This is a genomic window from Sphingomonas abaci (genome assembly GCF_014199625.1).
In the GTDB taxonomy this organism is placed as follows: Bacteria; Pseudomonadota; Alphaproteobacteria; order Sphingomonadales; family Sphingomonadaceae; genus Sphingomonas; species Sphingomonas abaci.
The window spans coordinates 99,764-113,195 of record NZ_JACHNY010000002.1 but is presented as its reverse complement, the minus strand read 5'-3'; the positions used below and the strand labels follow the sequence as shown (position 1 = coordinate 113,195).

The 13,432-nt window shown below is 68.8% G+C and carries 13 protein-coding genes; 10 read left to right on the top strand and 3 right to left on the bottom strand.

The features are described from left to right. Positions 1-9: 9 nt before the first annotated feature. Genes kdpA through GGQ96_RS05590 form a run of 5 tightly spaced genes read left to right on the top strand, consistent with a single transcriptional unit; the run spans position 10 to position 7,717 of the window. The gene (gene kdpA, locus GGQ96_RS05610) at positions 10-1,713 is read left to right on the top strand and encodes a potassium-transporting ATPase subunit KdpA (protein ID WP_184112499.1); all 1,704 of its coding nucleotides are present in this window, start codon (positions 10-12) and stop codon (positions 1,711-1,713) included. 14 nt (positions 1,714-1,727) lie between these two features. After that, positions 1,728-3,764, top strand: coding sequence for a potassium-transporting ATPase subunit KdpB (gene kdpB, locus GGQ96_RS05605; RefSeq protein ID WP_184112497.1), 2,037 nt, complete (start codon positions 1,728-1,730; stop codon positions 3,762-3,764). A gap of 11 nt (positions 3,765-3,775) precedes the next feature. Further along, positions 3,776-4,351 carry a potassium-transporting ATPase subunit KdpC gene (gene kdpC, locus GGQ96_RS05600; RefSeq protein ID WP_184112495.1) on the top strand — a complete coding sequence of 192 codons (576 nt, stop codon included), beginning with the start codon at positions 3,776-3,778 and terminating at the stop codon, positions 4,349-4,351. A gap of 4 nt (positions 4,352-4,355) precedes the next feature. Beyond that, entirely contained in the window at positions 4,356-7,028 is a 2,673-nt protein-coding gene (locus tag GGQ96_RS05595; protein ID WP_184112493.1) for a sensor histidine kinase, read from the top strand. 8 nt (positions 7,029-7,036) lie between these two features. Further along, positions 7,037-7,717 (top strand): response regulator transcription factor, encoded by a 681-nt coding sequence (locus tag GGQ96_RS05590; protein WP_184112491.1) that lies wholly within the window; start codon positions 7,037-7,039, stop codon positions 7,715-7,717. Positions 7,718-7,721: 4 nt separating this feature from the next. Here the strand turns inward: GGQ96_RS05590 and GGQ96_RS05585 are convergent, their stop codons facing one another. Beyond that, the gene (locus GGQ96_RS05585; RefSeq protein WP_184112489.1) at positions 7,722-8,708 is read right to left on the bottom strand and encodes a methyltransferase; all 987 of its coding nucleotides are present in this window, start codon (positions 8,706-8,708) and stop codon (positions 7,722-7,724) included. Positions 8,709-8,903: 195 nt separating this feature from the next. Between GGQ96_RS05585 and GGQ96_RS21645 the strand changes: the two genes are divergently transcribed. From GGQ96_RS21645 to GGQ96_RS05575, 3 genes are all read left to right on the top strand, one after another. Further along, positions 8,904-9,026, top strand: a complete 123-nt coding sequence (locus tag GGQ96_RS21645; RefSeq protein ID WP_281392620.1) for a hypothetical protein — start codon at positions 8,904-8,906, stop codon at positions 9,024-9,026. 237 nt (positions 9,027-9,263) lie between these two features. Further along, the gene (locus tag GGQ96_RS05580; RefSeq protein ID WP_184113174.1) at positions 9,264-10,451 is read left to right on the top strand and encodes an NADH-quinone oxidoreductase subunit D; all 1,188 of its coding nucleotides are present in this window, start codon (positions 9,264-9,266) and stop codon (positions 10,449-10,451) included. A gap of 1 nt (position 10,452) precedes the next feature. Further along, the gene (locus GGQ96_RS05575) at positions 10,453-10,734 is read left to right on the top strand and encodes an NADH dehydrogenase ubiquinone Fe-S protein 4 (RefSeq protein ID WP_184112487.1); all 282 of its coding nucleotides are present in this window, start codon (positions 10,453-10,455) and stop codon (positions 10,732-10,734) included. Between the two features lie 45 nt (positions 10,735-10,779). Here the strand turns inward: GGQ96_RS05575 and GGQ96_RS05570 are convergent, their stop codons facing one another. After that, complete coding sequence (locus GGQ96_RS05570) at positions 10,780-11,238, bottom strand: MarR family winged helix-turn-helix transcriptional regulator (RefSeq protein ID WP_246360188.1); 459 nt, start codon at positions 11,236-11,238, stop codon at positions 10,780-10,782. Between the two features lie 103 nt (positions 11,239-11,341). Here GGQ96_RS05570 and GGQ96_RS05565 point away from each other — a divergent pair, with 103 nt between their 5' ends. Together GGQ96_RS05565 and GGQ96_RS05560 are read left to right on the top strand one after the other, a co-directional pair. Beyond that, the gene (locus GGQ96_RS05565) at positions 11,342-11,770 is read left to right on the top strand and encodes an organic hydroperoxide resistance protein (RefSeq protein ID WP_184112485.1); all 429 of its coding nucleotides are present in this window, start codon (positions 11,342-11,344) and stop codon (positions 11,768-11,770) included. A gap of 75 nt (positions 11,771-11,845) precedes the next feature. Then, positions 11,846-12,913 carry an NAD(P)-dependent alcohol dehydrogenase gene (locus GGQ96_RS05560; RefSeq protein ID WP_184112483.1) on the top strand — a complete coding sequence of 356 codons (1,068 nt, stop codon included), beginning with the start codon at positions 11,846-11,848 and terminating at the stop codon, positions 12,911-12,913. A 73-nt stretch (positions 12,914-12,986) separates the two neighbouring features. Here the strand turns inward: GGQ96_RS05560 and GGQ96_RS05555 are convergent, their stop codons facing one another. Continuing rightward, a complete protein-coding gene (locus tag GGQ96_RS05555; RefSeq protein WP_184112481.1) occupies positions 12,987-13,421 on the bottom strand; it encodes a DUF3291 domain-containing protein in 435 nt (144 codons plus the stop codon). Positions 13,422-13,432 lie beyond the last annotated feature (11 nt).

Sequence of the window (13,432 nt, the reverse complement as noted above, 5' to 3'; positions counted from 1 at the left end):
GCGGTTCCCATGACCATGCAGGGCTGGTTCCTGATCCTGGCCTTCGTCGCGATCCTGGTCGCGACCGCCAAGCCGATGGGCCTGTGGCTCTTCGCGCTCTACGAGGGGCGGCGTACGCCGCTCCACCTGATCCTCGCGCCGGTAGAACGCGGCTTCTATGCCGCCGCCGGCATCGATCCCGCGAAGGAGCAGGGCTGGCGCCGCTATGCGGTGCATATGCTGATCTTCAACGCGGTGCTGATGATCCTGACCTATGCGCTGCTGCGATTGCAGGCGGTGCTGCCGCTCAACCCGACCGGCCTGCCGGCGGTGGGCGAGCATCTGGCCTTCAACACCGCGATCAGCTTCACCGCCAACACCAACTGGCAAAGCTATGCCGGCGAGTCGACCATGTCGAACCTCAGCCAGATGCTGGCGTTGACCATCCACAACTTCCTGTCGGCGGCGACCGGCATCGCCCTCGCCTTCGCGCTGTTCCGCGGCTTCGGCCGGGCGCAGGCGAAGACGGTCGGCAATTTCTGGGCCGACATTACCCGCATCACCCTCTATCTGCTGCTGCCGATCTGCATCGTCTACACGCTGGTGCTGATCGCGCAGGGCGTGCCGCAGACGCTGGCCGGCAGCGTGTCGGTGCAGACGCTGGAGGGCGCGCGCCAGACGCTGGCGCTCGGCCCGGTCGCCAGCCAGGAGGCCATCAAGATGCTCGGCACCAATGGTGGCGGCTTCTTCAACGCCAACAGCGCGCACCCGTTCGAGAACCCGACCGCGCTGACCAACCTGCTGCAGATGCTGTCGATCTTCCTGATCGGCACCGGCCTGACCTGGACCTTCGGCAAGGCGGTGGGCAATCCGCGCCAGGGCTGGGCGATCCTGGCGGCGATGCTGATCCTGTTCCTGGTCGGCACGGCCGTCGCCTACGGGGCGGAAGCCGCTGGCAATCCGATCCTGCACCAGCTCGGCGTCGCGGGCGGCAATATGGAGGGCAAGGAGGTCCGCTTCGGCATCGCCGGGTCGGCGCTGTTCGCCGCCGTCACCACCGCCGCCTCCTGCGGCGCGGTCAATGCGATGCACGACAGCTTCACCGCGCTGGGCGGCCTGGTCCCGCTGTTCAACATGCAACTCGGCGAGGTCGTGATCGGCGGCGTGGGAGCCGGCATCTACGGCTTCCTGCTGTTCGCGATCCTTGCGGTGTTCGTCGCCGGGCTGATGGTCGGCCGCACGCCCGAATATGTCGGCAAGAAGATCGAGGCGCGCGAGGTGAAGCTGGCGGTGCTGGCGATCGCCGTGCTGCCGCTCGTCATCCTGGGTATGACCGCTCTCGCCTCGGTCCTGCCCGCCGGGTTGGCCGGGCCGCTCAACAAGGGGCCGCACGGGTTCTCGGAAATCCTCTATGCCTTCACCTCGGCGGTGGCCAACAACGGTTCCGCATTCGCCGGGCTGACCGCGAGCACGCCCTTCTACGACGGGCTGCTGGGGGTGGCGATGTGGATCGGCCGCTTCTTCGTGATCGTGCCGATGCTGGCGATCGCCGGGTCGCTCGCCGCCAAGCGTCAGGTGCCGGAAAGCGCCGGCTCCTTCCCGACCACGGGCGGGCTGTGGGTGGGCTTGCTGGTCGGGATCATCCTGATCCTGGGCGGCCTCACCTTCCTGCCGAGCCTCGCGCTCGGTCCCATCGCCGACCATCTCGCGATGCTCGGCGGGCATATCTTCTGACCAGGGGGCCCAAAGTGGCGAAATCCCAAGCAAAGAGCCTGTTCACGGCCGACCTCGTCGTGCCCGCGCTCCAGGCGTCGTTCCTGAAACTCTCTCCCCGCGACCTGATCCGCAATCCGGTCATGTTCGTGACCGCCGTGGTCGCGGCCCTCATGACCGTGCTGCTGGTCATCGGCCATGACGGACTGACCCTCGGCTTCAAGCTGCAACTGGTCGTCTGGCTGTGGCTGACCGTGCTGTTCGGCACCTTCGCCGAGGCTTTGGCCGAAGGGCGCGGCAAGGCGCAGGCGGCCAGCTTGCGCGCCGCGAAGGCCGAGCTGACCGCCAAGCGGCTGAAGGGCGATGGCCGCGTCTGGGACGATGTCCCCGCCAGCCAGCTGCGCATCGGCGACGTGGTGCTGGTCGAGACGAACGACCTGATCCCCTCGGACGGCGAGGTCGTCGCCGGCGTCGCCTCGGTCAACGAGGCGGCGATCACCGGCGAGAGCGCGCCCGTGATCCGCGAGGCGGGCGGCGACCGGTCGGCGGTGACGGCGGGCACCCGCGTCATCTCCGACGAGATCCGGGTCAAGGTGACGGTGGAGCCGGGCAAGGGCTTTCTCGACCGGATGATCGCGCTGGTCGAGGGCGCCGAGCGGCAGAAGACGCCGAACGAGATCGCGCTGACGCTGCTGCTGGTCGGGCTGACCATCATCTTCCTGATCGCGGTCGGCACCATTCCGGGCTTCGCCACCTATGCCGGCGGATCGATCCCGGTGGCGATCCTGGCGGCGCTGCTGATCACGCTGATCCCGACCACGATCGCCGCCTTGCTGTCGGCGATCGGCATCGCCGGCATGGACCGGCTGGTCCGCTTCAACGTGCTCGCCAAATCCGGCCGGGCGGTCGAGGCGGCGGGCGATGTCGACGTGCTGCTGCTCGACAAGACCGGCACGATCACCATCGGCGACCGTCAGGCGAGCGAGTTCCGCACGGTCGGCGGCACCGCAGCGCAGGACCTGGCGGAGGCGGCGCTGCTCGCCAGCCTGGCCGACGAAACGCCCGAGGGCCGCTCGATCGTCACCCTCGCCCGACAGGATTTCGGCGTCACCACCACCACGCTGCCGGCGGGGGCGGAAGTCATCCCCTTCACCGCGCAGACCCGCACCTCCGGCGTCCGGATCGGCGACACGCTGATCCAGAAGGGCGCGGTCGATTCGATCCTGCGTGCGCATCCTGGCCTGGGTGAAACGGCGGCCGCCACCGAGCTGCGCCGCATCACCGACGCGATCGCACGGGCCGGCGGCACGCCGCTGGCGGTGGCGCAGGACGGCCGGCTGCTCGGCGCGATTTTCCTGAAGGACGTGGTGAAGGCCGGCATCCGCGAACGCTTCGGCGAGCTGCGCCAGATGGGCATCCGCACGGTGATGATCACCGGCGACAATCCGCTGACCGCTGCCGCCATCGCCGCCGAGGCCGGGGTCGACGATTTCCTGGCGCAGGCGACGCCGGAGGACAAGCTGGCGCTGATCCGCCAGGAACAGACCGGCGGCCGGCTCGTCGCGATGTGCGGCGACGGCACCAACGACGCGCCCGCGCTCGCCCAGGCCGATGTCGGCGTGGCGATGAACACCGGCACCCAGGCCGCGCGCGAGGCCGGCAACATGGTCGACCTGGACAGCGACCCGACCAAGCTGATCGAGGTCGTCGGCCTCGGCAAGCAGTTGCTGATGACGCGCGGGGCCCTCACCACCTTCTCGGTCGCCAACGACGTGGCGAAATATTTCGCGATCATCCCGGCGATGTTCGTCGCGCTCTATCCGGGACTAGGCGTGCTCAACGTCATGGGTCTGGCGACGCCGCAATCGGCGATCCTGTCCGCGATCATCTTCAACGCGCTGATCATCCCGCTGCTCGTGCCGCTGGCCTTGAAGGGCGTCACCTATCGGCCGATGGCGGCGGGGCCGCTGCTCGCCCGCAACCTGGCGGTCTATGGCCTGGGTGGGCTGATCGCGCCGTTCGTCGGCATCAAACTCATCGACCTCGTGGTCGGCGGCCTCGGCCTCGCGTAAGGACACATCTGATGGGCAAGGATTTCACCTCCGCACTCCGGCCGGCGATCGTGCTGGCGCTGCTGTTCGCCGCTTTGCTCGGCATCGCCTATCCGCTGGCGATGACGGGCCTCGGCCAACTGCTGTTCCCCGTCCAGGCCAATGGCAGCCTGGTGCGCGATGCGTCCGGCCAGGCGATCGGCTCGACCGTGGTCGGACAGGCTTTCACCGGCGAACGCTACTTCCGCACCCGCCCCTCGGCGGCGGGCAAGGGCTATGACGGCATGGCCTCGTCCGGCTCCAATCTGGGCCCGACCTCGCGGGTCCTGGCGGACCGGGTGACGGCGGATGTCGCCGCCGCTCGCGCCGCCGGGATCAGCGGGCCCCTGCCCGCCGACCTGGTGACGGCGAGCGGCTCCGGCCTTGACCCCGATCTGTCGCCGACGGCGGCGCTGGCCCAGGCGCCGCGTATCGCGCGCCTGCGCGGATTGCCGCTCGACCGAGTCCAGGCGCTGGTGGCGTCGATCACGGTGCGGCCGCTACTCGGCGATCCGCGCGTCAACGTGCTGGCGCTCAACCGCGCGCTCGACGCCACGGGCCGCCGCTGAGCGGATGCCGGACGGCGCCCCCGCCCGCCCCGATCCCGACGCGCTCCTCCGCCAGGCCCAGGCGGAGGGGCGCGGCCGGCTGAAGATTTTCCTGGGCGCGGCCCCCGGCGTCGGCAAGACGTTTGAGATGCTGTCGGAAGGCGCGGCCCGGCGGCGCGACGGCGTCGACGTGGTGATCGGCGTCGTCGAGACGCATGGCCGCGCCGAGACCGAGGCGCTGACCCGGGGCCAGGAGATCGTGCCCCGCCGCGCGGTCGCGCATGATGCGCACATGCTGCACGAGATGGACCTGGACGCAATCCTTGCTCGCCATCCCCGGCTGGTGCTGGTCGACGAGCTGGCGCACACCAATGCGCCCGGCAGCCGCCATCCCAAACGCTACCAGGATGTCGAGGAAATGCTGGCCGCCGGGATCGACGTCTATTCGACCGTCAACATCCAGCATGTCGAGAGCCTCAACGACGTCGTCGCCAGCTTCACCCGCGTCCGCGTCCGCGAGACGGTGCCCGACCGGGTGCTGGAGGCGGCCGAGATCGAGGTGGTCGACATCCCGCCCGACGAACTGATCGAGCGGCTGAAGGCCGGCAAGGTCTATCTGCCCGAAGAGGCGACCCGCGCACTCGGCCATTTCTTCTCCAAGTCCAACCTGTCGGCCTTGCGCGAACTGGCGCTGCGCCGCGCCGCGCAGGCGGTCGACGCGCAGATGCTGGACCATGTCCGCGCGCTTGGCGTCGGCGGCACCTGGGCCGGCAGCGAGCGGATCGTGGCGGCGATCAACGAGCTGCCCGGAGCCGAAGGGCTGGTCCGCTCCGCCAAGCGGCTTGCCGATGCGCTCCACGCGCCCTGGACCGCCCTGTTCATCGAAACGCCGCGCCAGCAGGCGTTCAGCGCGGAGGATCACCGCCGCCTCGCCGCGACGCTCAATCTCGCCACCCGCCTGGGCGGGCGGATCGCCACCGTGCCGGCCGTGCAGGTCGTGGAGGGGTTGAAGGCGCATCTGGTCGAGGCGCACGCCACCCAATTGATCGTCGGCAAGTCGGTGCGCAGCCGCTGGTTCGAGCTGCTGCACGGATCGGTGGTCGACCGGCTCGTGCGGGAGCTGCCCGGCGTGGCCGTCCATGTGCTGCCGCTTCCCGAGACGCCGCGCGGGCCCCGTCCGGTGCGGGGCGGGTGGACCGGGTCATGGGGCTCGCGCGCAGGCTATGGCTGGGCGACGCTGATGGTGGCCGCCGTCACCGCGCTGGGCACGCTGCTGTTCCAGGTGCTGGCGCTCGGCAACATCGCCCTGCTCTACCTGCTGCCGGTGATGGCGGCGGCGAGCCTGTTCGGTTTGCGCACCGGCCTATATGCCGGGCTCGCCTCGTGCCTGGCCTACAACTTCTTCTTCCTGCCCCCGACCGGCACGCTGTCGATCAGCAATCCGGAGAATGTCGTCTCCGTGCTGGTGCTGATGGGCGTCGCCATCGTCACCAGCCAGTTGACCGCGCGCGTTCGCGCCCAGGCCGATCTGGCCGCCGCCAGCGCCAACGCCAATGCGACACTGGCCGGCTTCCTGCGCGAGCTGACCGCGCTCGGCGCGGTCGAGCCGGTGCGGCGGGCGATCTGCGCGGAAATCGCGCGGCTCTTCGACGGGCGCACCGTGCTGCTCGCGCCGGCCGACGGACGCGGCATGGTCGTGCAGGCCGCGAGCGACAGCGACTACCGGCTCGACACGATGGACCTGGCCGCCGCCACCTGGGCGCATGACACGCGCGCCGCCGCCGGCAAGGGATCGGGCACGCTCGCCGCCTCCGAATGGCTGTTCCTGCCCCTGGTCGCGGGCGAACGGGTGCTGGCGGTGCTGGGGCTGTCCGACCCGCAGGCGGGCGTGCCCGTCCGGCCGGACCGGATGCCGCTTCTGGTCAGCCTGCTCGACCAGGCCGCCCTGGTCCTCGAACGTTACAGGCTGGAGGGCGAGATGCGGGAGCTGGAGGCGATCCGTACCCGCGACCGGCTGCGCGGCGCGCTGCTCTCCTCGGTCAGCCACGATCTGCGCACGCCGCTCACCGCGGTGCTGGCCGCCACCGCCGAACTGCGCCACCGCCATGACGATCCCCTGCTCGCGACCGTCGAGAGCGAGGCGCTGCGCCTCAACCGGTTCGTCGCCAACCTGCTCGACATGGCGCGGGTGGAGGCGGGTGCGCTGAAGCTCCAGATCGACGCGATCGACCTCGGCGACGCGGTGGCGGGCGCGGCCCATGACGCCCGCCGCGCGCTGGAGGGCCATGCCCTGCGGCTCGACGTGCCGCCCGACCTGCCGCTGGTCCGCGCCGACCCGCATCTGCTCCATCATTGCCTGCTCAACCTGCTCGACAATGCCGGCCGCTATGGCGACCCCGGCACGCCGATCGTGATCGAAGGGACGCACCGGTTCGGTCGGCTCTGCCTGTCGATCCTCGACCAGGGTCCCGGCCTGCCGCCCGGCCGCGAGGCGGAGGTGTTCGAGACGTTCCGCCGCTTCGAGGGCGGCGACCGCGCGATCGGCGGCACGGGCTTGGGACTGGCGATCGTCAAGGCCTTTGCCGAGGCGATGGGGATCGGCATAGAGGCCGCCAACCGCACGGACGGCGGCGGCGCGCGGTTCAGCCTGTCGTTCCCGCCCACCCTGGTGGTGCGGACGCCGCCCACCGCCATCTGAAAGCCGATATGCCTGCCACCATCCTCGTGGTCGATGACGACCAGCCGATCCGCCGCCTGCTCCGCAACACGCTGGAACGCGCCGGCTACCGCGTGGTCGAGGCGCGCAACGGGCGCGAGGCGCTCGACCTGTTCCGTGGCGAGATGCCCGGCGCGGTGCTGCTCGACCTCGGCCTGCCCGATCGCGACGGTCTGGAACTGGTGCCGCTGCTGCGCCGGTCGGGCGAGGCGGCGGTCCTGGTCGTCTCCGCCCGCGACGCGACCGACCAGAAGGTCGCCGCGCTCGATCTGGGCGCGGCCGACTATGTCACCAAGCCGTTCGACAGCGAGGAACTGCTCGCCCGGCTCCGCGTCGCGTTGCGCCACCGCGATCCCGTCGCCGCGAAGCTGGTGCGCTGCGGCGCGGTGACGATCGATCTCGACCGCCGCATCGTCACCCGCGACGGCGCGGAGGTGCACCTGACCCGCAAGGAATATGACGTTCTGGCGCTGCTCGCCCATCATGCGGGCCGGGTCGTGATGCACGACCGCATCCTCGCCGCCGCATGGCGGGGCGAGGAGGAAGCGCGGATCGAATATCTCCGCATCGTCGTGCGCAACCTGCGCCAGAAGCTGGAGGCGCCCGGTCCGGTCGGCTCGCTGATCGCCAACGAATTGGGGGTCGGCTACCGCCTGCTCGCCGAGGGGTGAGGGCTCAGCCGGTCCGCTCCAGCACCGTGCCGATCGCGGCGATCCGCTCGACCGCCCGGTAGCCGGGCTCGGACAGGTCCTCGCCGAAGATGTCGGTATCCAGCTCGCGATAGGTCAGCGCGACGCCCTGGGCCGGGAGCGCCGGCTCCAGCGCGGCGCGGAGCACGTCGCGCCCGTCGACGATCGATACGCCGGTATGCAGGATCAGCCGCCCGCCAGGGGCCAGCAGGTCCACCCCCTGCACCATCCAGTCAAGCGACAGCCGTGCGCCATACAGGTCGCCGCCGTCGCGATAGGCGCGCGCCTGCGCGTCGATCATGAAGGGCGGGTGGGTGACGATCAGGTCGAAGGGCCCGGCCAGGTCGCTCGGCCGCTCCACGCGCGCGACGTCGTGCGCGACTCCGGCCCGCTCGGCATTGATCGACGCCAGGAACAGCGCCTTGGGGTTGAGATCGGCGATGGTCAGGTGCGCGGACCGGGCGCGGCGCGCGGCGATGATCCCGCCGACTCCCGCGCCCGCGCCGTAATCCAGGATCGTCCGGGCGCCCGAGTCCATCCGGGCCAGGATCCAGCCGGCGAAGCGATGGCTGTCCGGCCCCAGGAACACCGAATCCTCGGCGGTTGTCGGATAGGCGGAATGCCAGAACAGCACATCCTCCACCCGCGACGCGCGCAGTTGCGGTCGCAGCGTCCCGTCCGCCGCGACCGACACCGCCCCCGCCGCGACCAGCGCGGCTTCCATGTCGGGGGCGAGCAGGCCGCTCGCGACCGGCAGGCTCCACCCGAGCAGGTCGCGCAGCGTCCGCCCTTCGCTCCAGCCGGGCCGCGCCAGCACGCGCCGCTGCGTGGCGGGAGTCGGCGCGACGAAGTCATAGCCCTCCGCCGCCAGTCGGGCGAGCAGCTCGGACAAGGCGGCGCGGCGGGCCTGGTCGTACCAGGGCGCGGCTTGCATCGCGCGCCGGACCGGCTCGGCAAACATGATCTCGGACAAACGATCCTCCCAGGTGTCGATCGCCCGGCAACGGTGGCTCCACGGCCGCCGTTCCGCCATCTTGATGCAGTTGATGCCGATCGTCGCCAGGGTCTATAGCTTTCCTTAAGCAGATCAGGACGGCAACGATACTTGCATCCAATCGTTCGCCGGAGCGTCCTCGGCCGGTCAATCGACTTTTAGAGGATCATGATCATGTCGAAGCCGTCCGAACGCAATCGCGGCGCCCTGAAATTCGGACTGGGCCTGCTCACCTTCATCATCTTGGCGATCATCATCTACAATAGCATCAGCTTCTGGGGTTTTCGGCAGGGTTGATGGGGATCGCTGATCCGGTTGACTGTCCCATACCAGTACATTCTCGACCCAAAACGCCCATTTCGCTGTCGCAGATCAGGGAAGCCCACGGATCAAGCGCCCATCATGCATGATGCCATCCCCGGGCCAGTGCAGGAGATCGACCGCGTGACTTCATCCGTCTTCCCCGCCGCACCCGTCGGCCGGACGCCGGCCGACGATCCCCGTCCCGGCGACGTCGCGGGCGCCCCCGCGCCGATGCCGGACAAGGAGGTGGCGATCCATAACTATACGGTCAATTTCGGGCCCCAGCATCCGGCCGCGCATGGCGTGCTGCGTCTGGTGCTGGAACTGGACGGCGAGGTCATCGAGCGCGTCGACCCCCATGTCGGCTTCCTGCACCGCGGAACCGAGAAGTTCATCGAGCACAAGCCCTATCTCCAGACCATCCCCTATTTCGACCGGCTCGACTATTGTTCGCCCATGTGCATGGAGCACAGCTACGTCCTGGCGATCGAGAAGCTGCTCGACCTGGAGGTGCCGCGTCGCGCGCAATATCTTCGAGTCTTCTTCGCCGAACTGACGCGGATCATGAACCACCTGCTCAACCTGGGCAGCCATGTGATGGACGTCGGCGCGATGACGCCCAATCTGTGGTTCTTCGAGTTGCGCGAGGATACGTTCAACTTCTACGAGCGGGCGTCGGGCTCGCGGATGCATGCCAATTATTTCCGGCCCGGCGGCGTCCGGCAGGACGTGCCGCTGAAGCTGCTCGCCGATATCGGCGACTGGCTCGACACGCGCCTGCCGCGCCTGTTCGAGGATGCGGTCGCGCTGGTCGCCGAGAACCCGATCTTCAAGCAACGCAACGTCGACATCGGCGTCGTTAGCCGCGAGGATGCGATCGCTTGGGGCTTTTCGGGCCCGGTGTTGCGCGGGTCCGGCATTCCTTGGGACCTGCGCAAGTCGCAACCCTACGACGTCTATGCGGAGATGGACTTTGACGTGCCGGTCGGCACCAGCGGCGACTGCTACGACCGGTTCATGGTGCGGGTCGAGGAGGTGCGCCAGTCCGCCCGGATCATGAAGCAATGCCTGCGCGACATGCCGGAGGGCGCGGTCGCCACCGATGATCCCAAGGTGAAGCCACCCGCCCGCGCCGAGATGAAACTGTCGATGGAGGCGCTGATCCACCACTTCAAGCTCTATACCGAAGGCTTCCACGTCCCCGCCGGCCAGGTCTATGTCGCGACCGAGAGCCCCAAGGGCGAATTCGGCGTGTTCCTGGTGTCGGAGGGCGGCAACCGCGCCTATCGCTGCAAGATCCGTCCGACCGGGTTCAGCCACCTCCAGGCAATGGACTTCATGAGCCGGGGTCATATGCTCGCCGATGTCACCGCGATCCTGGGATCGATCGACATCGTGTTTGGCGAGGTCGACCGCTGACATGGCGACCGCGCGAATCTTCCGCAATCCGGGCCTGGGCAGCCCGGTGCTGCAAAAAGGCCGGCCCGGCTGGGTGGTCGAATGGGCGTCGGACCGGCCGCCCCATGCCGATCCGCTGACCGGCTGGGCTGGCGGCAGCGACCCGCAGGCCTATGTCCAGATGCGCTTTCCTAGCCTGGAGACGGCGATCGACTATTGCGAGCGCCAGGGCTTCACCTTCGTCGTCCAGGCCGAGCCGCCGCGCAAGCTGCTGCTGCAAAGCTATGCGGACAATTTCCGCTAGAGCCTGATCCAGCGAAGCTGCCGCGGAGCACCAGTGGACCATACGTCAGGCGTCGGCCTGCTCCGGCGTGGACAGGGCGCGTTGCAGGATCTGGATCTGACGATTGAGCCCCTGCATCTCCTCCAGCGACAGGCCGGTGCGTGCGAAGATCGTTTCCGCCAGGCATTCGGCGTCCGCCTTCAGCGCCTCGCCCGGTGGCGCGAGCAGGACATGCACGTGTCGCTCGTCCTTGGGGTCGCGCGACCGGGTGACGATGCCGGCCGCCTCCAGCCGCTTGACCAGCGGCGTGATCGTGCTCGATTCGAGCGCCAGTCGCTCGGCAAGCTGCCCGATGGTCCGGCCATCTTCCTCCCACAGCGCATGCAGCACCAGATATTGCGGATAGGTGATGCCCAGCTTGTCGAGCAGAGGCTTGTACGCCCGCGTCATCGCCATCGAAGCGCCGTAAAGCGCGAAGCAGAGCTGGTCGTCCAGCGGCACGGGGTGCGACAATCGAGCGGTCATCCGAGTGTGTTACACCTTTTTGCCGATGATACTCAAATGCGTCTGGACGATTGCCGTTCCTGTACCTATATCGCGATAATTGTTGCAGCAAAAAGGAACGACGATGTCGTCGATCGATGTAAAATACAGCACCACGGCCACGGCCACGGGCGGCCGCGAGGGCTCAGCTCGGAGCGAGGATGGCCGGTTCGAGGCCCGGCTGTCGACGCCCAAGGAACTGGGCGGCGCGGGCGGCGACGGCACCAATCCGGAACAGCTGTTCGCCGCCGGCTATTCGGCCTGCTTCATCGGCGCGCTGAAGGTCGCTGGCCAGCAGTTGAAGGTGAAGGTGCCTGACGACACCAGCGTGACCGCGACCGTTGGCATCGGCCCGCGCGCGGCCGGCGGCTTCGGCATCACCGCCGACCTGCGCGTCGATCTGCCGGGCGTCGACCGCGACCAGGCGGAAAAGCTGGTCGAGGCAGCGCATCAGATCTGCCCCTATTCCAACGCGACCCGCGATAATGTCGATGTCGGCCTGACCCTCGCCTGACATTCGCGCGTTCATGAAGGGGCGGCACCCGGTTGCGGGCGCCGCCCCTTTTCTATTCGTTGACCGAGGTTTGTGATGACCAGCCCTGCCCATGGCTATGCCGCCCAGTCCGGCGACACGCCCCTTGCCCCCTTCTCGTTCGAACGGCGCGACCCGCAGCCGAACGACGTGGCGATCGCCATCCGCTATTGCGGCGTCTGCCATTCCGACCTGCACACCGCGCGCGGCGAATGGGCCGGCACGCTCTACCCTTGCGTACCTGGCCATGAGATCGTCGGCACGGTGACGGCGGTCGGCGCCGACGTCACCCGCTTCCAGGTTGGCGACACGGTCGGCGTCGGCTGCATGGTCGACAGCTGTGGTGAGTGCCCGTCCTGCCGCGAGGGTGAGGAGCAATATTGCGAGACGACCGGCTTCGTCGGCACCTATAACGGACCCGAGCCGGTGATGGGCGGCCATACCTTCGGCGGCTATTCCGACCATATCGTCGTCGACCAGGATTTCGTGCTGCGGATCGGCCATGCCGAGTCAGACCTGGCCGCGGTCGCGCCGCTGCTGTGCGCCGGCATCACCACCTATTCGCCGCTCAAGCATTGGAAGGTCGGGCCGGGCCAGAAGGTCGGCATCGTCGGCCTGGGTGGTCTGGGCCATATGGGTGTCAAGATCGCGGCGGCGATGGGCGCGGAGGTCCATGTTTTCTCCACCTCGCCGAACAAGCGCGACGACGCCAAGCGGCTGGGCGCCACCGACCTGATCGTGTCGAAGGATGCCGATGCGATGGCGACTCATGCCAACAGCTTCGACTTCATCCTCAACACGGTCGCCGCCGCGCACGATCTCGACCAGTTCCTGCGCTTGCTGAAGCGCGACGGCACCATGACGCTGGTTGGCGTGCCGGAGACGCCCCACCCCTCGCCATCGGTCGGCGACCTGGTATTCAAGCGCCGCGCCATCGCCGGCTCGCTGATCGGCGGCATCGCCGAGACGCAGGAGATGCTCGATTTCTGCCTCGAGCATGGCCTGACCGCCGATGTCGAGATGATCGACATGGCCGACATCAACACCGCCTATGACCGGATGGTGAAGAGTGACGTGAAGTACCGCTTCGTCATCGACATGGCGACGCTGCCCCCGGCCGCCTGATCACGCGACCCGGGCCCGTACGGTCGCTCCGCCGCGGCCGCACGGCGTCCGGGGGCATGCGCCCTCCCGGCATTCAGCCCCGAACCGGACGGATCGGTCCGCCCGCACGCTGCCGGGGCGGAGCGAAGCGGAGATCGGAGTGATCGGCACTGGGATGCCGAACGCGGGAGGGACGACCGTCACTCCGCATCCGCCGCTCGGCCTCGGTCCACGAAGGGATGCCGGGGCCGTCTGCCGTCCAATGGACGATACTCGCTTCGTCGCACCAGTGGAGCAGGTGCGGCATCGCCTTCCGGTGAGCGCCGTCCATCATGTAGCGGCGCATCGCAGCCTGGTCGGACCAGACGGTCATGGTCCAGAACGCCAAGCGCGCATCGGCCAGCACCGCCCCGCCGACCAGCCCCTCCGCACGCCGCACCTGATGCAGCGACCGCAGCGTGTGCATCGCGAAGCCCGGCATGAATCGATAGCGCCGGATGCGCAGGCGGGTGATGCTGACAAAGGCCATCGCCGCAGCCT